16 protein-coding genes, 1 pseudogene and 1 riboswitch are annotated in these 20,864 nt (G+C 62.5%); of the genes and pseudogenes, 9 read left to right on the forward strand and 8 right to left on the reverse strand.

The annotated features are described in order from the left end of the window. The 4 genes from ACTJGZ_RS05245 to ACTJGZ_RS05260 form a co-directional block, all read right to left on the reverse strand. The coding region (locus ACTJGZ_RS05245) for a FecR/PupR family sigma factor regulator (protein ID WP_441661892.1) at positions 1-329 on the reverse strand (329 nt) is incomplete at its 3' end. Between the two features lie 3 nt (positions 330-332). Beyond that, on the reverse strand, positions 333-848 hold the full coding sequence (locus ACTJGZ_RS05250) for a sigma-70 family RNA polymerase sigma factor (RefSeq protein WP_441661893.1): 516 nt from the start codon (positions 846-848) through the stop codon (positions 333-335). A 505-nt stretch (positions 849-1,353) separates the two neighbouring features. Then, the gene (locus tag ACTJGZ_RS05255) at positions 1,354-2,640 is read right to left on the reverse strand and encodes an LLM class flavin-dependent oxidoreductase (RefSeq protein WP_441661894.1); all 1,287 of its coding nucleotides are present in this window, start codon (positions 2,638-2,640) and stop codon (positions 1,354-1,356) included. A gap of 14 nt (positions 2,641-2,654) precedes the next feature. Beyond that, on the reverse strand, positions 2,655-3,440 hold the full coding sequence (locus tag ACTJGZ_RS05260) for a 3-oxoacyl-ACP reductase (RefSeq protein WP_441661895.1): 786 nt from the start codon (positions 3,438-3,440) through the stop codon (positions 2,655-2,657). A 52-nt stretch (positions 3,441-3,492) separates the two neighbouring features. Then, positions 3,493-3,593: riboswitch (TPP riboswitch) on the reverse strand. Positions 3,594-3,723: 130 nt separating this feature from the next. On the opposite strand from ACTJGZ_RS05260, the gene nfsB reads away from it, so the two are divergent. Further along, positions 3,724-4,431: an oxygen-insensitive NAD(P)H nitroreductase gene (gene nfsB, locus ACTJGZ_RS05265; RefSeq protein WP_441661935.1), complete on the forward strand. Its 708-nt coding sequence runs from the start codon at positions 3,724-3,726 to the stop codon at positions 4,429-4,431. A gap of 144 nt (positions 4,432-4,575) precedes the next feature. On the opposite strand, the gene yidC is transcribed toward nfsB, so the two are convergent. The 4 genes and pseudogenes from yidC to rpmH all read right to left on the reverse strand — a co-directional run bounded on the left by yidC (position 4,576) and on the right by rpmH (position 7,283). Further along, positions 4,576-6,264, reverse strand: coding sequence for a membrane protein insertase YidC (gene yidC / locus ACTJGZ_RS05270; RefSeq protein ID WP_441661896.1), 1,689 nt, complete (start codon positions 6,262-6,264; stop codon positions 4,576-4,578). Between the two features lie 176 nt (positions 6,265-6,440). Beyond that, a pseudogene (yidD, locus tag ACTJGZ_RS05275) lies at positions 6,441-6,689 on the reverse strand (membrane protein insertion efficiency factor YidD); the annotation flags it as partial. Beyond that, positions 6,671-7,039, reverse strand: a complete 369-nt coding sequence (gene rnpA / locus ACTJGZ_RS05280; protein WP_441661936.1) for a ribonuclease P protein component — start codon at positions 7,037-7,039, stop codon at positions 6,671-6,673. The pseudogene yidD and the gene rnpA, both read right to left, overlap by 19 nt. Positions 7,040-7,148: 109 nt before the next feature. Further along, the gene (gene rpmH, locus ACTJGZ_RS05285) at positions 7,149-7,283 is read right to left on the reverse strand and encodes a 50S ribosomal protein L34 (RefSeq protein WP_441661897.1); all 135 of its coding nucleotides are present in this window, start codon (positions 7,281-7,283) and stop codon (positions 7,149-7,151) included. A 558-nt stretch (positions 7,284-7,841) separates the two neighbouring features. Between rpmH and dnaA the strand changes: the two genes are divergently transcribed. The 8 genes from dnaA (at position 7,842) to ACTJGZ_RS05325 (ending at position 20,801) form a co-directional block, all read left to right on the forward strand. Continuing rightward, complete coding sequence (dnaA, locus tag ACTJGZ_RS05290) at positions 7,842-9,251, forward strand: chromosomal replication initiator protein DnaA (RefSeq protein ID WP_441661898.1); 1,410 nt, start codon at positions 7,842-7,844, stop codon at positions 9,249-9,251. A gap of 2 nt (positions 9,252-9,253) precedes the next feature. Continuing rightward, the gene (dnaN, locus tag ACTJGZ_RS05295; RefSeq protein WP_441661899.1) at positions 9,254-10,363 is read left to right on the forward strand and encodes a DNA polymerase III subunit beta; all 1,110 of its coding nucleotides are present in this window, start codon (positions 9,254-9,256) and stop codon (positions 10,361-10,363) included. A 103-nt stretch (positions 10,364-10,466) separates the two neighbouring features. After that, complete coding sequence (gene gyrB / locus ACTJGZ_RS05300; RefSeq protein ID WP_441661900.1) at positions 10,467-12,920, forward strand: DNA topoisomerase (ATP-hydrolyzing) subunit B; 2,454 nt, start codon at positions 10,467-10,469, stop codon at positions 12,918-12,920. A 255-nt stretch (positions 12,921-13,175) separates the two neighbouring features. After that, complete coding sequence (locus tag ACTJGZ_RS05305) at positions 13,176-13,907, forward strand: GNAT family N-acetyltransferase (RefSeq protein ID WP_441661901.1); 732 nt, start codon at positions 13,176-13,178, stop codon at positions 13,905-13,907. Between the two features lie 99 nt (positions 13,908-14,006). Beyond that, positions 14,007-17,072 carry a WG repeat-containing protein gene (locus ACTJGZ_RS05310; protein ID WP_441661902.1) on the forward strand — a complete coding sequence of 1,022 codons (3,066 nt, stop codon included), beginning with the start codon at positions 14,007-14,009 and terminating at the stop codon, positions 17,070-17,072. Between the two features lie 71 nt (positions 17,073-17,143). Further along, a complete protein-coding gene (locus ACTJGZ_RS05315) occupies positions 17,144-20,053 on the forward strand; it encodes a WG repeat-containing protein (protein WP_441661903.1) in 2,910 nt (969 codons plus the stop codon). A gap of 207 nt (positions 20,054-20,260) precedes the next feature. Next, on the forward strand, positions 20,261-20,497 hold the full coding sequence (locus ACTJGZ_RS05320; RefSeq protein ID WP_441661904.1) for a glycine zipper 2TM domain-containing protein: 237 nt from the start codon (positions 20,261-20,263) through the stop codon (positions 20,495-20,497). 112 nt (positions 20,498-20,609) lie between these two features. Continuing rightward, the gene (locus ACTJGZ_RS05325; RefSeq protein ID WP_441661905.1) at positions 20,610-20,801 is read left to right on the forward strand and encodes a heavy-metal-associated domain-containing protein; all 192 of its coding nucleotides are present in this window, start codon (positions 20,610-20,612) and stop codon (positions 20,799-20,801) included. Positions 20,802-20,864 lie beyond the last annotated feature (63 nt).

Genomic DNA, 20,864 nt, shown 5'->3' on the forward strand with positions numbered 1-20,864 from the left:
CAGGCGGCAAGCAGCAACAGACAGGACAGCCCGATGCCGCCTTTTTTCAAGGCCTGGCGGCGCCCGTCGCGGCGCAATATCTGTTCGACGGCGCTGCTTGCGGCCAGGCCGTCTAGCTGCTGGCGGCGTTTGCCGAAATCGGCGTCCAGCGCGGTGATGCGCTGCCAGGCCAGTTCATGGTCCGGGTGTTGCGCGCGCCAGCGCTGACAGGCGGCGCGAAGATCCGCGCCCTCTTCGCAGCGCAGGCGGATCAGCCAGTCGATGGCGGCGGAAACAATGCTTTCATCGGGTTGGCGGGCCGTGGCGGGCAGGCTGAGCAAGGCTCGCATGGATCAGGCTCCGTAGGCGATGCGGTAGCACTGCAGGTAGGCTTTGCTCATGTCACGTTTGATGGCGCTCAGATGCAGTCCCAGGCGTTCGGCAATTTCCGGGTAGCTCAGGCCTTCAAGTTGGGCCAGCAGGAAAATGCGCCGGGTGCGCAGATCGAAGTTTTCCACCATGGCGCATAGCGCTTCCAGGGTTTCCATGACGATGCAGCGGGTTTCGACGGATGGCGCGTATTGGTCAGGCTGGGCGGCCAGGGCTTCCAGATAGGCGCGTTCGAGCCGGGCGCGCCGGTGGCGGCTGACGATCAGGCTGTCGGCCACGACGGTGAGATAGGAGCGCGGCGCTGCCAGAACCGGGGTCAGGTCTATACGCATCAAGCGCAGGAAGGCATCCTGCGCCAGGTCGGCTGCGGCATCGCCGTCACGCCCCAGCTTGCGTCGCAGCAGGGAGATCAGCCAGCTGTGATGCGCATGGTAGAGGTCAGACAGGGTCTGCTGGCGCAGCGAATCAATGGGTGTCATGGCAGTATTCGCAAAAGGAAGCCAACGCTGCATATTAAGATACATGAAAATAAGACACGATCTCAACATTATTTGAGTTGTCTGTGCGGATACTGCAACGTCATGCGCCAGAGGCCAGACAGCCGGGCGCTCTGCAAAGTGCTGGGCAAGGTGTTTGCTAAAGCGTTCAGCACGAGCGGGCGTGCGCTGGCCGGCTGCAGGGTTGGCCGGCTTGTGGGTAAGTCTATGGAAAACCTTGTGCGCTAGCTGTGCGTAACCCTGTGGAGGGGTTGTGGATAGTTTGTGGGCAAGCTATCCGCAGCCACGCGGGCACCATGCTGCGGGCCAGCGGCAGCGAAGCCCCCGCAAGGCGTGGGGCCGGGCCGGCCGCAGGAGTGAAGCCTGGATGGCGAGGGCGCGCACATGGGCGGGGTTGCCCATGTGCGTGATGGCAGCGCTTTGGCAGTGCTTCATGGCCGTACGTTGGCAGCACTGTCTGGCCAGGCTGAGCCAGGCTGGCGCGCATTCAGCAGGCCGGTTTGGCCAGGCCCAGGTGGTCGCGCAAGGTTTTGCCTTCGTATTCCTTGCGGAACAGGCCGCGCTTTTGCAGGACAGGCACAACCTGCTCGATGAAGTCTTCGATGCTGGCCGGCAGCGCGGGAGGCATCAGGTTGAAGCCGTCGGCACCTTCATTGCGGAACCAGTGCTCCATTTCATCGGCAATGCTTTCCGGAGTGCCTATCATGGTGCAGTGGCCGCCGCCTGCCGCCAGCCGGCCCAGCAGCTGGCGCAGGGTGGGCTGTTCTTTTTCGATGATGCGCAGAATGGTGCCGTAGCGCCCTTTGGGGCCGGGGAAGGTTTCCAGCGGCGGCAAAGGCGGCACCGGGGCGTCCAGCTCCCAGTTCATGCAGTCCTGGTAAATGAAGGTTTCCAGCTGGCGCAGCGAGGCTTCGCTGGGCAGCAGTTCATCCAGTTCGCGCTGCTTGGCGCGGGCTTCTGCTTCGGTGGAGCCGACATAGGTCACCAGGCCAGGCATGATGGGCACATTTTCCGTGCGCCCGGCTTCGCGCACGCGGCGCTTGATGTCCCGATAGTAGGATTGGGCGGCAGGCAGGTCATAGGCGACAGCGTAAATGGCTTCGGCGCGGCGCGCCGCCAGATCCCGCCCCTGGTCGGAGGCGCCAGCCTGGAACAGGACCGGATGGCGCTGCGGCATGGGCGGCACCGTCAGCGGGCCATCAACCAGGAAATGTTTGCCATGATGCTTGACCGGGCGCACTTTGGCCGCGTCGGCGAAGTCCCCTGCCCGGTCGAATTTGAGGGCATCGGCGTCCCAGGAATTCCAGAGAGCCAGCACGGCATCGACAAATTCTTCCGCGCGCTCGTAACGCCATTCGTGCGGCGGCATGGCTTCGTAGCCGTGGTTGCGGGCTTCGGTGTCGAACATTGACGTCACCACGTTCCAGCCGATGCGGCCGCCGGAGATATGATCCAGCGAGGCCACCATGCGGGCAGCATGGAACGGGGTGAAGAAGGTGCTGGAAACGGTGCTGATGAGGCCCACGCGCTCGGTGGCGCGGCTCATGGCAGACAGCATGGTCAGGGGTTCGAGGAACCAGTAAGGGCCGTCCGCGACATTGCCGGCGGCCTGGCCATCGGCGAAGAAGACGGCGTCCAGCTTGCCGCGTTCGGCCAGCCGCGCCAGTTCTTCGTAATAGCGGATATCTCCCATGCGCTCGACCGATGAGGCCGGGTGGCGCCAGGCGGCGCGGTGGTGGCCGCAGCCGAGAATGAACAGATTCAGGTGCATCATGATTTGTACTGGCCTCAGTTTTTCACCAGGCCGCCATCAACCACCAGGTTTTGCCCGGTGATGGCGCGTGCCCAGGGCGATGCGAAGAACAGCACGGCGTCCGCCAGTTCCGCAGGCTCAGTCACGCTGCGCAGGGGGGTGTTCGCGGCGATCAGGTCGAACACGGCTTCAGGGGTGGCAGAGGATGCGTCGGTGGTGCGCAGCAGGCCGCCAGACACCATATTGACGGTGATGCCGTCCGGGCCGAGGTCTTGCGACAGCGTGCGGGTGAAAGCCAGCAGCGCCGCCTTGGCGGCGGTGTAGTCGTGATAGGGCACGACCGGATTCTGCACGAGGTTGGTGCCGATATTGACGATACGGCCATAGCGGGCGGCGCGCATGCCGGGCAAGGCCGCCTGCATGGTGTTGAGCGCGCCGCGCAGCGCGCCTTCCGCCTGTTGCTGCAATTGTTCCCAGGTCAGCTGGTCGGCATGGGGCCGGGCATCGCCGTTGAAGCTGAAGCTGGGCAAGGCATTATTGACGACGGTGGTAATGCTGCCGCCAAAATGGGCCTGGGCGCTTTCGAACAGCTGGCGCACAGCGGCAGCGTCGCGGACGTCGGCTTGCAGCGCCAGCGCTTGTTGCGGGGCGCTGGCAGCCAAGGCCTGCGCCGCGTCGCGGCTATTGTGGTAGTTGATGACCACTTTGGCGCCAGCGGCCAGGAAGGCCCGGCTGATGGCAGCCCCCAGCCCGCGCGCGCCGCCGGTGACGAGGACGATCTGCTGGTCAAGATTGGGAGTCGTATTGCTGTGGTGGGGCATGGCCCTCTCCCCCGGAAAGGGCGAAGAGGACGACGGCGTGGGGCCACTTGGGCCGGATGCGCCTGGACATCCCTTCGCCAGTGTGAACTGGATCAGGTTCTACGGGTGTCATCTCAGCCCCTGGTTTGGCCAGGGACACCCCGTGTCGCATAGTCCGTCAACATAGCATGGAACACCGGCACCGCGAAATTGCTCATGGGGCTGCCGTATCGGCTGATTGGCATCGGCAGGTGCCTATAATCAATTTCTTCCAGCCTCTTTTGTTTCTTCCAGGAGTTTCATGATGTCTGCCCCTACTGCGACTGATGCCAAGCAGGTGCCCTTGTCCGCAGCGTCCCGGACGCTGGTTGATGCGGTGCGTACCCGTTATGCCACCAAAGCCTATGATGCCAACCGGCGGCTGGCGCCAGAACAGCTGGATGCCTTGCTGACCTTGCTGCGTTCCAGCCCTTCTTCCGTGAACTCCCAGCCCTGGCATTTCCTGGTGGCAGCCAGCGACGAAGCGCGGGATCGCATCGCTGCGCGGCTGGAAGGCAATTTTGCGTATAACGCCAGCAAGGTGCGTGATGCTTCCCATGTGGTGGTGCTCTGCGCCCGCCAGCGCATGGATGACCAGCATCTGGCCGATGTTCTGGCGCAGGAGCAGAAGGATGGCCGCTTTGCGAGTGACGAGGCGCGCGAGAATCAGCGCAAATCCCGTCAGTCCTATGTCAACCTGCACCGCTACGAGCAGAAAGACGAGCAGCACTGGATGGAAAAGCAGGTGTACCTGGCGGCCGGCACTTTGCTGCTGGGGGCAGCGGCGCTGGGTGTGGATGCCACGCCTATCGAGGGTTTCGATTTCCGTACCATCGACGAGGAATTCGGGCTGCGCGCCCAGGGCTACAGCAGCGTCGTGATGGTGGCGCTGGGGTATCACAGCGATACGGATTTCAACGCCCAGCTGCCCAAGTCGCGCTTGCCGCAAGAGCAAGTGATCACGGTGCTCTGACCGTATTGCGCCGCCCTGGGCCGGGCGGGCGCTGTCAGCCTGAGCTGCGCGGACGGCGCGGAAAATAAAAAAGGGCTGGAGATATCTCCAGCCCTTTTTTTGCGGGGCCGGTCTTCAGGACCGGCCCTTGCCTGCGCATCGGGATCAGCTATTGGCCGCCTTGGAGTTGGCCTTGTTGATCTTGCGGGTGATGACCCATTGCTGGGTAATGGACAGGGCGTTGTTGACGCACCAGTACAGCACCAGACCGGCAGGGAAGAAGAACATCATCCCGCCGAACACCAGCGGCATAATCATCATGACCTTGGCCTGGATGGGATCCGGCGGCGTGGGGTTCAGTTTGATCTGCACGAACATGGTCAGCATCATGACGGCGGGCAGGATGAAGAAGGGATCCGGCGCAGCCAGGTTGTGAACCCACAGAATCCACGGCGCGTCACGCATTTCCACGCTGGCCAGCAACACCCAGTAGAGCGCGATGAACACGGGAATCTGCACGATCATGGGCAGGCAGCCGCCCAGCGGATTGATCTTCTCGGTGCGGTACAGCTCCATCATGGCGGCATTCAGCTTGGCACGGTCATCGCCGTACTTCTGCTTCAGCGCCTGCAGGCGCGGCGCGACATTCTTCATGCGCGCCATGGAACGGTAGCTGGCCGAAGCCAAGGGGAAGAACAGCAGCTTGATCAGCACCGTCAGGGCGACGATGGACCAGCCCCAGTTGTGCAGCAGGCTGTGCAGCCAGGTCAGCAGCACGAACAGCGGTTTGGCGATGATGGTCAGCCAGCCGTAGTCCACCACCAGGTCCAGGCCCGGCGCGACTTCAGACAGCGCCTTCTGGTCCTGCGGGCCAACCCACAGTTGCGCGTCCATGCCGGCGGAAGCACCGGGAGCGATGGCGCCCAGCGATTCGATGGTGCGTGCGGTATAGAGATTGGGCTGAATTTGCACCAGTTCGTTTTTGCGCAGCGTGCCTTCCGGCGGCACCCAGGCGGTGACGAAGTAGTGCTGAACCATGCCGATCCAGCCGTTATTGGTCTCGCGCTCGTACTTGGCCTTGTTCTTCTCGATATCGGAGAAGCTCACCTTCTGGAATTTCTCGGCGTCGGAATAGACAGCCGGGCCGGTGAAGGTGCTGTAGAAGCTGGACGTGTTGGGCGGATTGTTGCCGTCACGGGTGATCTGCAGGTACAGCGAAGGAGTAATCGCCTGTTCGGAGCGGTTGATCACTTCATGGCGCACGTGGATATCGTAGCGGCCCTGTTGCAGCGTATAGGTCTTGCGCAGCACGGCGCCGCCGGATTCGGCTTCGAACACCACGACCTGAGAACCATCGGCAGCCTGGGTGTGGCTGACCAGCGCGAAGGGCGTCAGGTGATTGGGGAACGCAACACCGTTGACGCTGCCGACGGCACCCGTTTGCACCACGTAGTAATTGCTCTGGACGTTATCCAGCAGCATTTCCGGGCGGGTCTCGTCTTCGGAGTCCTGGAATTTCAGCAAGGCGCCGCGCACGATTTGCGCGCCGTTCAGGTCGAAGTCCAGGCGCAGCACGCCGTTGTCGATGGTGACGGGCTTGCTGTCGGCCGTTGCGGCGGCCGCAGGCGCAGCGCCAGGCAGGCTGGCAGCAGCAGGCGGCGTGGGCGCGGCACTGACAGGGACGCTGGCGTCAGCGGGCGTGGCCGGCGCGGAGGCGTCCGGGGCTGTCGCTGCGGCTTCGGTGCTCGACGGAGCGAACAGCGAAGACTTGCCGTTATGAACCTGCCAGTTATTCCATAACAGCAGCAGCGAGAACAGGAAAATCATCCACAGGATGGTACGTCGGATATCCATTGGCGCATGCAGAAAGGGTGGGTGCGTATCGCAGCAAAGCGTGCCAGTTTAACGTAGCTTGATGCCGGGGCAGGCTTTTATGGCGGACTTTGTGCGGAAGAGGCCGGCTGAGTGCGTGCCGGGGCGGTATCCGGCACTGTGCCGGACGAGGTGGCATGGGTTTCCTGGGACGGGCCGTGCGCCTCGCAGGCACAGCAGGCATGCCTTGAGTGCGGCGGCACCGGATCCAGGCCGCCATGCGACCAGGGGTTGCAACGGCCTATGCGGCGCGCGGCCAGCCACAGGCCTTTACAGGCGCCGTGGGTTTCTATGGCCTCGATGGCATAGGCGGAACAGCTCGGGGTGAAGCGGCATTGGCGGCCGATCCAGGGGCTCAGGAAGAAACGGTAGAACCTGATCGGAGCAATCAGGAGTTTCTTGAGCATGGAATGGCTCGCTGGAAATGCGCTTCGGCTTCGGCGCGTATCTGGCGTTTCAGCTCGCTCAGCGACACCAGGGGCGCTTTGCTGTGCAGCCGGACGACGAAATCACGCGGCGGCAGACGATGACGCAAATGGCGGAAGACATCGCGCACTACCCGCTTGATGGTATTGCGCGTGACCGCCCTGGCAGCATGGCGCTTGGGTATGACCAGCCCTAGCCGGGCAAGCCCGGCAGATGCATCAACCGATGTCAGGACGAGCAAAGCCCCCCGTGCCACCCGCCTGCCCTTGAGCGCCGGAGCGAACTCATCGGGACTATGCAGTCTGGCTGAGGGGGGAAAGCTAGCGGAAATTTCCGCTGCGGACTGAGCTGGCGCGGGCGCTGTCGCCCGGACTGGCGCGGCCTGGGCCGCTGCGCAGTCAACACCGCGAGGTGCGCCGGCCATGCCGGCGTGCGGCACCTTAGACGGCGAGGCGCTTGCGGCCGCGGGCACGGCGTGCATTGATGATAGCGCGGCCAGCACGCGTCTTCATGCGGACACGGAAACCGTGGGTGCGCTTGCGGCGGGTAACGGAAGGCTGGAAGGTGCGTTTCATGGTCGGAACCTAAAAAGAGCAGCGGCCGGATTGAAGGCAAACACCCATGGAAACCGGCAGTCTGGAAAATGGAATTCGGAAAAGCCCACTATTTCAGCAAAGAATGCGTTGGGAGTCAATGGGTTGGTGGCTTTTAGGCTGGGGGCTGTTGTTCGAGTGATGCGTTGCCCTGCCGCAGATGCCTGTTGCGGCAGGGGATTTGCCTTGAGTCCCGGGCGGGTGGACGGGCTGCGGCGGGCCAGGTGGACAGGCCGTCAGGACGCAGTTGCTCATTTATTGAGCCTTGGCGCATTTTTTCGCTGCGGCGGCGTTGGCTGGCCATGACGCCGGGCTGACTTTTTCACATCGGCGCGGCCTCGGATTGGAAAAATCAATGACAGGTCGATGATTTACGAGAGGGGCCGGAATCTTGCGCCCAAGGCTGGCATGGCGCTGGATTGCACGGTAAAAAACACTGGCGGCAAACCTTATCCAAAGGAAAACCACTGCCCTATACACATCATCCTGTGGATAACTTCGCCGTGACGCGCTAGAATCGAGGTTTGGATCGCAAATGAAATGAACGAATTCTGGCAGACCTGTGTCCAGCGCTTGGAGCAGGACCTCCCCCCTCAGCAGATCAGTGCATGGATACGCCCTCTTGCGCCTATCGCGTTCGAGGAGGAGACATCCTTGCTGCGTATTGCCGCGCCTAACCGCTTCAAACTGGACTGGGTCCGCAAGAACTTTTCTACACAGATCGAAAGCCTGGCCAGTGATTGGTTTCAGCGCCCTGTGCAGGTTCAGTTCGAACTGGCGACCCATACCGCCCGTGCCCCTCTGGCCGCGCGGCCATCGGTCGCCGCGCCTGCTCCGGCAGGCATGGCCCATGCTGCCGCGCCGCAAGCCGCGCAAGCACCGGTGGCGCCGCCGCCTGTTGTGGAAACGGTGGATCCGGCCTACGAGCGCTCGCGCCTCAATACCGAGCTGACCTTCGACAACTTCGTGACGGGTAAGGCCAACCAGCTGGCGCGCGCCGCTGCCTTGCAAGTCGCGGAAAACCCCGGCGTGTCCTATAACCCGCTGTTCCTTTATGGCGGGGTAGGCCTGGGCAAGACCCACTTGATCCACGCCATCGGCAATGCCATGGTGCAGGCCGGGACGGGCGTGCGGGTGCGCTATGTGCATGCGGACCAATACGTGTCCGACGTCGTGAAGGCCTACCAGCGCAAGGCGTTTGATGAATTCAAGCGTTACTACCATTCGCTGGATCTGCTGCTGATCGACGATATTCAGTTCTTTTCGGGCAAGAACCGCACGCAGGAAGAGTTCTTCTATGCCTTCGAGGCAATGGTGGCCAAGCGCAAGCAGATCATCATTACCAGCGATACCTACCCGAAGGAACTGTCCGGTATTGAAGACCGCCTGATCTCGCGCTTCGATTCCGGCCTGACGGTCGCCATCGAGCCGCCGGAATTGGAAATGCGCGTCGCGATCCTGTTGCGCAAGGCCGATACGGAAGGCATGCGCATGCCCGAAGAAGTCGCGTTTTTCATTGCCAAGCATTTGCGCAGCAACGTGCGCGAATTGGAAGGGGCGCTGCGCAAGGTGCTGGCCTATGCCCGTTTCCATGGTCGTGAAGTGCTGACGGTGGAAATCTGCAAAGATGCGCTGAAAGATCTGCTGTCGGTGTCCAACGGGCAGATCACGGTGGAAAATATCCAGAAAACCGTAGCGGATTATTACAAGATTAAAGTGGCGGACATGTATTCCAAACGCCGTCCTGCCAATATTGCGATGCCGCGCCAGGTGGCGATGTACCTGGCCAAGGAGCTGACCCAGAAGAGCCTGCCGGAGATCGGTGATCTGTTTGGCGGCCGGGATCACACCACTGTCTTGCATGCAGTGCGTAAAATCTCGGAAGCCCGCACAAAACAGGCAGAACTCAATCACACCCTGCACGTATTGGAACAAACTCTGAAAGGATGATCATGCAACTGGTCCAGACATCGCGAGACACCCTGCTCAAGCCGCTGTCCGTGGTGGCCGGCATCGTAGAACGCCGCCACACTTTGCCCATTCTTGCGAACATCCTGCTGCGTAAGGAAGGCGAGCGCGTCTCCTTCATCGCCACGGATCTCGAAGTGCAGATTACCACCCATGCCGATTTCGGCGTTGGGCCGGAAACCGCCGCAACCACGGTGGCTGCCCGCAAGCTGGTCGATATTTTGCGCGCTTTGCCTGGCAGCGACGAAGTCCGCTTTACCCAGAAAGACAATAAATTGACGGTTCAGGCCGCCAAGAGCCGCTTTGCGTTGCAAACCCTGGCAGCTACCGAATACCCCACGCTGGCCCAGCCGGAAAAGTGGGATGTTTCCCTGAGCCTGCCGCAGAAGACTCTGCGCCACCTGTTCAATATGGTGCATTTCGCCATGGCGCAGCAGGATATCCGCTACTACCTGAACGGCATGCTGCTGGTCTTTGAACCGGGCCAGGTGCGTGCGGTCGCTACCGATGGCCACCGCCTGGCGCACTGTGCCACGGGCGCCGATGGCATTGAAGCGCGCCAGGAAGTCATTGTGCCGCGCAAGACCGTGCTGGAAATGCAGCGTTTGCTCGACGACAGCGACACGCCGGTTCAGGTGGATGTCGCCGCCGGCCAGATCCGCTTCCGCTTCGGTGATATCGAGCTGGTATCCAAGCTGGTGGAAGGCAAATTCCCGGATTTCACCCGGGTGATCCCGACGTCTTATACCCGCCACTTCACGATCAACCGTGAATTGCTGCTGGGCAGCCTGCAACGCGCCGCTATCCTCACGACCGACAAGTTCAAGGGCGTTCGCCTGCAATTGAGCGACAATCTGCTGAAAATCTCGGCAACTAACGCCGAACAGGAAGAAGCGCAGGAAGAACTGGACGTCGATTATTCGCACGAGGCGCTGGATGTCGGCTTCAACGTGACCTACCTGCTGGACGTGCTGTCCAACATGAAGACCGAACAGGTGCGCTGGTCCGTCATGCCGGATTCCAATGCCTCGGCTCTCATCACGCTGCCTGACGACGAGCAATTCAAGTACGTCGTCATGCCCATGCGCATCTAGGCGCGACAGGAACGGCGCGCGCCCATGAAGCGCCGCCTGTTCCCCTGCCCTGCGCCCTGGCCGGTAGCGATACGCCGGCCGCAATCTTTTTGTATCCGAGACTATGTCAGATCAACAGCAGAATTCCGCCAACAACGCCGGCTACGGTTCCGACTCGATCAAGATGCTCAAAGGCCTGGAGGCCGTGCGCAAGCGCCCGGGCATGTACATCGGCGATACCTCCGACGGCACAGGCTTGCACCATATGGTGTTCGAGGTGGTGGACAACGCTATCGACGAAGCCCTGGCGGGCTATTGCGATGACATCGTCGTCACCATCCATTCGGACAACTCGATTTCCGTGTCCGACAATGGCCGCGGCATTCCGACGGACATCCACAAGGATGACGAGTACGGCCGCAGCGCGGCTGAAATCGTCATGACCGAGCTGCACGCTGGCGGCAAGTTCGATCAGAACTCCTATAAGGTGTCTGGCGGTCTGCACGGCGTGGGCGTCTCTTGCGTGAACGCGCTGTCCGAGTGGCTGCGCCTGACGATCTGCCGTGATGGCAAGCACCACGAAATCGAATTCCGCCGGGGCGAGCGCGTTGCCCCCCTGGCCGTGGTCGGCGAAACGGATCAGCGCGGCACAACGGTGCGCTATCTGGCCGATAGCGAAATCTTCAATAACATCGAGTACACCTACGAAATCCTGTCGCGCCGTCTGCGCGAACTGTCCTTCCTGAACAACGGGGTGAAGATCCGTCTGGTGGACGAACGCCAGGGCAAGGAAGAAAACTTCGCTTTCTCGGGCGGTGTGCAGGGTTTCGTGCAATACATCAACCGCAGCAAGACCGTGTTGCACCCGACGGTGTTTGCCGTGTCCACGGAATCTGCCGCGGGCGGCACGCTGGTGGGGGTGGATGTCGCCATGCAATGGAACGACAGCTACACCGAAACCGTGCTGTGCTTTACCAATAACATTCCGCAGCGCGATGGCGGCGCGCACCTGACCGGCCTGCGCGCCGCGATGACGCGTGTCCTCAACAAATACATTGCCGATAACGAGCTGGCCAAAAAAGCCAAGGTCGATACGTCCGGCGATGATATGCGTGAAGGCTTGGCCTGCGTGCTGTCCGTGAAGGTACCCGAACCCAAGTTCAGCAGCCAGACCAAGGACAAGCTGGTATCCAGCGAAGTGCGTCCCGCGGTGGAAGATGCCGTGGCGCGCGAACTGGAAACCTGGCTGCTGGAGCATCCGGCAGACGCCAAGGCGCTGTGCGGCAAGATCATTGAAGCGGCGCGGGCCCGTGAAGCGGCCCGCAAGGCGCGCGAAATGACGCGCCGCAAGAGCGTGCTGGAAGGCGCTGGCCTGCCCGGCAAACTGGCTGATTGCCAGGAAAAAGACCCGTCGCTGTGCGAACTCTACCTGGTGGAGGGTGATTCCGCAGGCGGATCGGCCAAACAGGGCCGTGACCGCAAGTTCCAGGCTGTGCTGCCGCTGCGCGGCAAGGTGCTGAACGTGGAAAAGGCGCGTTTCGACCGCCTGATCGCCAGCGAACAGATTGCGACGCTGATCACCGCGCTGGGCACCAGCATCGGCCCCGATTTCAATATCGACAAGCTGCGCTATCACCGCATCATCATCATGACTGACGCGGACGTGGACGGCGCGCACATCCGCACGCTGCTGCTGACGCTGTTCTACCGCCAGATGCCGGAATTGGTGGCGCGCGGCCACGTTTACATCGCCCAGCCGCCGCTCTACAAGGTCAAGGTCGGCCGTGACGAGCGTTATCTGAAGGATGATATCGAAGAAGCCCAGTTCATGCTGCAACTGGCGCTGCGCGATGCCGAGCTGATTCCGGCGGCAGAAGCCGCCCCCATCACCGGCGCGGCGCTGGAAAACCTCGCCAACCAGTATGTGCTGGCCGATACCGTGATTGCCCGCCTGGCACGCCGCTTTGATGAAGCGACGTTGTCGGCGATTGCCGAAGGTGTCAGTGTGAATCTGGCCGACGAGGCCCAGGCTCAGGCTTCCGCGCAGCGTTTGCAGGATGCCCTGCATGATCCGCGTGACCCGGAAGCGGTGACTGTCCAGGTGGACAAGGACGAGGAAAGCGGCCGTTCGCGTTTGCAGGTTCTGCGCCGCCATCATGGCAATGTGCGTGTCAGCGTGCTGGATGGCGATTTCCTGGCGGGCAGCGATTATGCCGCGCTGGCGCGTGCCGGGCAGACTTTCCTGGGTTTGGTGGGCAAAGGCGGCGTGATTGCTCGCGGAAACGGCGAAAAGCGCAAGGAAGCGCCGGTGGAAGACTTCCGCGATGTCATGCAGTGGCTGCGTTCCGAAGCCGAGCGCGGCTTGAGCAAGCAGCGCTATAAAGGTCTGGGTGAAATGAATCCCTCGCAGTTGTGGGAAACGACCATGGACCCGACGGTGCGCCGCTTGCTGCGTGTGGAAATCGAAGATGCCATCGCCGCGGATGAAATTTTCACCACGCTGATGGGCGATAACGTCGAACCGCGCCGCGATTTCATCGAAAAGCACGCGCTGATGGCAGGCAATATCGACATCTAAGGCGCTTGCTTCCGGTATTGGGCCAGCCCTTGGTTTGAGCCGGATATCAGGCCGGATAGCGCAAGCCCCGGAAAAAGCCCCCTGAAGGCAGCTGCCTTCAGGGGGCTTTTTCATGGCGCCATGCATGTATGGGCAGATACGCAGGCATTCATGCATGCGTATCTGCCGTTACGGCGCCGGTGCGCCCCCGGGAAGCCTGGCCTGCGTTTATGATCGGCAGGAAGACTTATCCCGCCGGCAGAAAGGATGCCAGACATGACTGCAACGCATAACGAACAAGGCCAGCCGCTGGGCCGCGAGCTGCCCGATTGGCACGCCCGCCCCCTGCCGCAGGGCAAGGTACTCGAAGGCTGTTATTGCCGGCTGGAGCCGGTTGATGCCGGGCGCCATGGCGATAGCCTGGCGCAGGCCTATGCGGCGGCCGGCCCAGGTGCCTGGACGTATCTGCCTGCCGACCCGCCCAGCGCCCCGGAAGAGGTCAAGGCCTGGCTGCAACGCCTGGCGGCTTCGGCGACTGAACGCTATTACGCGATTGTCGATCCTGCCAGCGGGCAGGTGTTGGGCAGTGTGGCGCTGATGCGCATGGATCCCGCCAATGGCGTGATCGAAGTGGGCGCTGTCGCTTATGCCCCCGCGCTGCGCCGCACGCGCGCGGCCACGGAAACACAGTATCTGCTGATGCGTCATATCTTCGATGACCTGGTTTACCGCCGCTATGAGTGGAAGTGCAATAGCCTGAACCAGCCTTCGCGCGCCGCCGCATTGCGTTTGGGCTTCACCTTTGAGGGCATTTTCCGGCAGGCAGCCGTGCAGCGCGGCCGCAGCCGGGATACGGCCTGGTTCTCCGTTCTGGATAGCGAATGGCCGTCCTTGGCGCAGGCCTTCCAGGCGTGGCTGGATCCGGCCAATTTCGATGCTGACGGGCGGCAGATTCAGTCGCTGGAAACGCTGCGCAGCGGCAGCACCCGAACGGCTGCAGAAATGTAACGTATTCGTAAAAAGTACCGAGTGCCGGGCGGTGAGCAGGTATTTTTACGGCTTTCCGCGTTCCGTTCCGGGCGCATCATCTTCGCCTGACGTTACGGTATGACTGCTCGATTCCCGACGATTACTTTTCCTTTCATGCGATGCCGCCAGCAGTTGCGGCCGCTGAGGCGTTCTGCCGCCTGGCTGGCTGCGGGCCTGTGGATAGGCCTGGGGCAGATGCCTGCCGCGCAGGCCAATGGCGATTGGTATGCCGGCTGCAGCCGTGAAGGCGAGGCCGCATACTGCTACCGGCCTTTTGCAGAAGGGCTGGCAGCCGTGCAGCTCGGTTCCTTGCAGGAATACCACCCAACCTGGGGCTATCTGAACCGCGAGGGCGAACTGGCGATTGCGCCGGCTTTTGATGACGCGGAATCATTCCAGAACGGCCTGGCCGCCGCCGCCCGCGGCGACAAATGGGGTTATATCGACCGTACCGGCGCCTGGGTCATCGACGCGGCGTTTGAACGCGCCACAGGCTTTAATGCTGCCGGTACCGCCATTGTGGAAATGGAGGACCGGATCGAATTGATAGACCGGCGCGGCCAGACGGTCAAAGCCTTTCCCCTGGGCACGCGCAGCCGGGGCTTTCGTCCTGGGCAGGAGCTGGCCATGGTGGAGCAGGAATCCGCTCCGCTGGCCTGGCATATTGCCAGCGGCCGCCTGCTGCGTGCCCCAGATTCCGTCGGCGCGCTGGAAGCCGGCTATGGGCGTGATTCCTGGGTTAGCCCGCAATGGCTGGCCGCCCAGACGCGGCAGGCCAATTACCGTGGCCGGTGGGGCCTGCTGAAACAGGACGGCAACTGGCTGGCAACGCCGGAAGTCCTGCAATCCCGGCTGGCACCGGTCTCGGACGGCAAGCTGGCCGCCATCAGCCGCGAGGAAAGCCACCAGTGGCAGCTGGCCGATCTGCAGGGCAAGATAGTGAAAGACACGCTCTATGCCACGCTGGATCTTCTGGCGCCGGGCTACTGGCTGGGCCGCAACCATCAGGGAACAGAACTGCTGGATGCCAATCTGCAAAGATTGGGCCACTGGTCCGGGGACGATTTGCGCGTGCAGCGCAAACCTGAATGGGATTTTGCGGTTGTCAGTGATGGGCAGGCGATTCATATTCTGAATGATGGCCAGCCGGCAATATCGCTGGCGCTGGCCCATCAAGCCGTGCGCGTCTGGGACGAGCGCATCTGGGTGTTCAGTGAAAGCCCGGCAGGCACTAGCCGTTATGGCCTGGGCGAACCCGGTGTGCTGGCCCAGGTCTATGACCGCCGTGGCCAGCCGCTGCTGGCCCGGGCGCAGGACAAGACGCCAGGCGCCGCGCCAGCCGCCCAGGATGCGCCCGGCGCCGCGGATGCTGACAATGCAGATCAGGATCAAGCGGCCGCCCCTGCTCCCCTGGTACGCCAGCCCGCGACCCGGGATTTGCTCGATGGGTATGCGGTGCGTGTCTTATCCGACGACCGTCAGCGCGTGTCGGACGCCGCCCGTTCCTTCTGGCCGCTGGCCATTCTTAATCCCATCAATGATGAGCGGCCCCTGCCGCCTGCCATTCTGACCGCTGCCGGTGAGATTGTCAGCGCGGCGGATTGGCGGAATATCCAGGCGTCTGATGAAGGCGGCCCGCTGCTCGTCACTTTGGAAAACCAGCACACGGGCGCGCTGGATGCGCAGGGCAATTGGCTGGTCGAGCCGGATTACCGCGATCTGGAAGCGTTCCGGGGCGGCTATACCCGCGCCCTGCTCGATGACAGCCGGGATGGCTGGCGCAGCGCCGTGCTGATAGACATGCAGGGCCGGCCGGTTGAACTGCCTGCCAAGGTGGCTGATGGCATGGTTCGCCTGGAAGACGGGCTGGTCGCATACCGCGCCGAAAACAGCCACGGCCAGGAGCGCATCTTCCTTTGGGATATTGCTGCCGGCCGGGATATCAGCGCCGAGGGTTTCCAGGAACTGCAAGCGTTCGACGAGGGATATGCCCGCGCGCAGCAGAAAGGCAAATGGGGGCTGTTGGGCACGCAGGGCAAGTGGCTGGTTCCGCCCAGCCAGCAATATGCGCCTTCGGTCCGCCGGCTGCCTGGCGGGGTGCTGCAAGTTGAGGAGGCAGGTTCTTCTTCCCAGGTGCGCCTGTACCGGCCGGATGGCAGCACGGTCGGCCCGCTGCTGAACGAGGAAGTTCGGCATCTTGGCCATGGAAAGTTCCTGGTCTCGCTGGCGGAAAATAAGGCCGCCGCCGTCTTGGATGTGAATACCGGAAAAGTGTCGGCCTTGCCTGAACACCCCAGCCAGAACCTCTCCGTGGCCGGTGCGGATACCTGGCTGCTGGTGCGCGGCGATTACCGCACGGGCGCCATCGACGCCAAAGGCAATTGGCGTATTGCCCCGACTTTGTCGGATTTCAATCCTTTTTTTGTCCAGCCGGCCGGGCTGGCCCGGGCCGTGGGTACCGGAGGAAGCTATCTGGTGGATGAGCAGGGCAAGAAAGTCCTGCCTGCCCTGGGAGATGCCCGGCCTTTGAATGAGATGGACCGGCTGGTGCTGTATGACCAGGAGGGCGACAGCCTGCTGGTGAACCGGGCGGGTCAGGTGATCACCCGTGTCGAGGGTGATTACAGCCTGGAGGCGGAATCGGCATCGGAAGGCCTGTTGCCCTACTCCCCGGGCCGCAGCCATAAGTACGGTTTTCTCGATGCTGCCGGCAAACGGGTCATCGGCGCTTATTTCGACAAGCTCGGGCCGATGAAAGATGGCCGCGCCGCGGCCTTGCGCCGGGAACGCGCGGGCAAGGCCTATGGCTATATCGACCGCAGCGGGCGTTACGCCATTTTGCCGGACTTCACCTGGGTCTCGGACTTCAGCGAAGGCCGGGCGCTGGTCAGGCGTGAGCGCCTGGTGCAGTACATAGATACCAGCGGCGCGGCCATCGCCTACTTTGGCGTGCTTTGCAACCACGTTGCCGTGATCACGCCGGATGACCGGGTCTTGTGGCCTGCAGCAGACAAGTTGCAATGCCCTGACTTGGTGAAGGACGCTGCCGATAGCCGGGCAGACCCGCCGCCCCCGGAACCCGTCCGCGCGCAGGCGCCAGCGCCGGTTCCCGCTCCCCCTGCCGCCCTTGCGCCTGGCGCCTGAACGCCTGCCCAGCAACCGCGCCGCGTGTGGCCTTGATCCATACGCAGAAGCGCCAGATTGAATGACAGACCATGCCATACCGGACTTATCTTGCCACCCTTTTGTTGATTGCCCTGGGCGCAACGGCCATGCCGTCGCTGGCGCAGGAGCAAACGCCTTCATGCGTGCTGCCGGTCGAACCGGCCTACGATGGCAGCCGCGCCAGCCTCGACCAGATCGCAGGGGATAACCGCTGCATGCAGGACATGCATGAAGGCATGGCTGCCGTCATGCTGCTGGCCGATACCGGGGCGGTGTTTGCCGACAAGGCGATCGCTGACGGTCTGCCTGGCCATCGCTGGGGCTATATCGACGCCCAGGGGCAACTGGCTATCACACCGCAGTATGAAGATGCGCGTCCATTTCACCAGGGCCTGGCAGCCGTGCGCGAAAACGGCTTGTGGGGGTATATCGATAAGCGCGGCCAATGGGTGCTGGCCCCGCAGTGGGCCCAGGCCGGAGACTTCAGCGCAGCCGGTATCGCCGTGGTGCAGGCGGATGGCCGCCCGCTGCTGATAGATACCCGGGGCCAGCCAGTCACGCCGCCAGGCCTGGGGCGCAGCATCGCCCATATCGAGCTGGATCACGGCAAGCCGGCGCGCGCCATCATCGATTACCGCCGGGAATATTTGTCACCGTCCGGCGTGCGCCGCTATGTGGATGGCAAGCAGCGTGTGCTGGCCCGCCTGGGGGATGACGGTGACAATGCTGAAAATGGCGGCCCGTTCTATATCGCCACCGTTGACGGTGAGCGCCAGGGTTTGCTGGATGCAAGCTGGCGCTGGGCCGTGCGCCCCACCTATGACGACATTGAAGCGGCTTTGCCTGGCGGAATGGGCGCTGCCCGCAAAGGCAATGACTGGTATCTGGTGGATGGCCGTACGGGTGAGATCGGCAGCCAGCGCTACGAGCACCTGGAATCCCTGCGTGATGCCTTCTGGCTGGCGCTGCCTGCCGCAGAGGCGGACGATAGCGCCAGGCGCAATGGCGATTATCAATTGCTGAATGCCAAGGGGGAAGTGCTGCTGGCCTCGCTGCCGGAGCGTGAACTGTCCAATCTGACTTTCCAGGGCAACATGCTGGCATACCGGACGGAAGACACGCTGACTTTGTACCAGCCCGGTCAGACCGAGCCGCTGACGCTGCCCGCCGCGGGGTTGCAGATGGATAACTATGAGGATTACCTGCTGTTGCGGGATGAGGACGGCACGCTGAGCGCCATTGTCACCCCGGCAGGCGCGGTGCAGAAAATTGCGCCTGAGGACCCTTTATCGCAGGCCCGGCAATTTGATTTTCAGGCTGGCCGCTTGTGGCTGTTCAGCGCGCAGCAAACGCTGCTCAACAGCCTGGATGACCAGGGCCGGCGGCTGCTGAATGATAGGGCGCGGGAAACCCTGGCCAACAGCAGCTACCGCTTGCTGACGCTGAATGTTGAAAACGCGCCCCTGGCCATTCTCACGACCGGCTATTGCCAATGCGAAGAAGGTGGCGCCGGTTTGCTGCTGAGCGACGGACGGGCGGTGCGCCACCCCGATTGGCAGGAAGTTGTTCTGCTGCACGATGACGAAGACCTGGAAAGCCTGCCTGGCGCCGATGCCTTGCGTTTCGCCGCCATCAGTGAAAATGGCGTGGTCATGCTGGACGCGCAGGGCAACCCCTTGAAGATGGAGCCCTTGCAGCACATCTCTCACTTCCGCCATGGCCATGCGCTGGGTTATGCCAAAGGCATCGCCTATCTGCTGACCCCTGACGGGGAGCGCCGGACGCTGCCGGATTACTTCGATGTCCGGATCGTTGGCCCTGATCATCTGGCGGTGGTCATGGATGCGGCCGAAGGCTCGCTCTGGGGGCTGGATGGCATTTCCGCCACGCAAGCGCAGGTAGCGCCGCAGTTTCTGGAGATCGGCGAGTTTGACGGCGGGCTAGCGCCCGCGCGCAGCGCCGCGGGTGCGCTGGGCCTGATAGATGGCCAAGGCCAATGGGCCGTCGCGCCGGAGTATGACGAGATCAAACGGCACGCTTCGGGCTATTGGATCTTGCGCAGCAAAACCGGCAACAGCACGTTCAGCTACGAATGGCCGTCCGTGGTGGCCAGCTCTGCTGGCAAGATACTGACCCCGCCGCTGCGCTCCTTGAACATAGAAGCGTATGACAACGGCTATGCCAAGGCAGGCAACAGCGATGAATCGTGGGTGGTCGGGCCTGACGGCTCGGCTTTTGCCGCCGGTGCCGCGCAAATCAGCCTGATTGGCGACTGGCTGGAAGTACAGCGCGATGCCCAGGCCGGCGCGCTGGATAGCCAGGGCCAATGGGTTGTCGCCCCGGCACCTGTCTTTTTGAGTCAGGCGCGCGACCAGCGCCTGCTGCGCCGCGCCCCGGAGGGCAGCGAATTGCTTGACGCCGCAGGCAAGCGGATTGCCCGCCTGGATGATAGCGATTGGGAGTGGCTGCCCGGTTCCCCCTATCTGACCGGCCGGGGCTATGACGATGAACGTGAAGCCGTCACGCGTTTTGCTGATGCCAGCGGCAAAGTCATTGCGACAGTCAAAGGCCATGCGCTGGGTTTCGATGGCGAACGCGTCCTGAGCAGGGCCAGGGAAGGCGGCTACCGCTGGCAGGACAAAACCGGCAAGCCTGTCGGCGGCAACCACCATGTGCTGGGCATGCTGCATGACGGTCTGGCGGGCGCCATGGGGCCGGATGGCAGGTATGCGGGGTATGTGGATAGCCAGGGGGTTTACCGCATTGCGCCCCTCTATCTGGCCGTCAGTCCGTTCCAGAATGGCCGGGCGGTTGCCTCGACAGTGCAGGCGTCTTATCTGCTGGATACCGCGGGAAGGCCGCTGGCCTGGGTCGCGGCGGAATGCGGGGCGCGGATACTGCGCAATGCGACAGGCAAGGCGATCTGGCCGGTGGACCAGGATTTATCGTATTGCGATTGAACGGGAGAGCCGGGCGGCTTATCCACAGAGGGTTGTGGATAAGCCGCCCGGGCCGATATTGGCCTGGCCCGCCTGAGCCGTGATAGCGGGATGCCTCCTGCATGGTGGCGCGCTGAAACATGTACTCGTCGTGTTTAACAACCTGAAAGCGAAGAATCTGACATACTGAAGTGGCTAGATTGTTCTAGATTGTTCGAGGAGAACGATATGAACCTTAAATCCATACTTCGCACAGGCACGCTGGCGGTATTGCTGGGGACGCTGGCGGCATGTTCCACCTGGGACGGCATGAGTGGCCGCGAAAAAAGTGCGGTTGGCGGTGCGGCCATTGGCGGCGCAGCCGGGGCCGTGATGAGTGACGGCGGCTTGTTGGGCACTGTTGGCGGCGCGGCGATAGGCGGCGTGGTCGGCGATCAGGTCGGCAAGCACCGGGATAAGAAATAAACGTCTGAAAACGGATTGACCTTCACCCTATGAGAAGGTTCATGATGGCAATCAACACGCTCAAGCGTGATCCTTCAAGCGGCGGGTGCCGCGCTGACACAGGAGTATTGCCATGCAAGAGTTTCAGATTCCGCGTATGAAGTGCGGCGGCTGCGCGGCCGCCATCACCCAGGCCATCAAGGCGCTGGACCCTCAGGCGGTCGTTCAGGCCGATCCTGCCAGCAAGCGCGTCAGCGTGCAAAGCGCGGCCAGCGAGGAAGCCTTGCTGGCCGCGCTCGAAAAAGCCGGTTATCCGGCGCAATAAGCCTAAGGGCATACTTCCCCCTCAGATAGCGAAATACGCCGCCTGAGGGGGCTTCCAGGGCCT

It is taken from the genome of Kerstersia sp. (genome assembly GCF_052103615.1).
Taxonomy (GTDB): domain Bacteria; phylum Pseudomonadota; class Gammaproteobacteria; order Burkholderiales; family Burkholderiaceae_B; genus Kerstersia.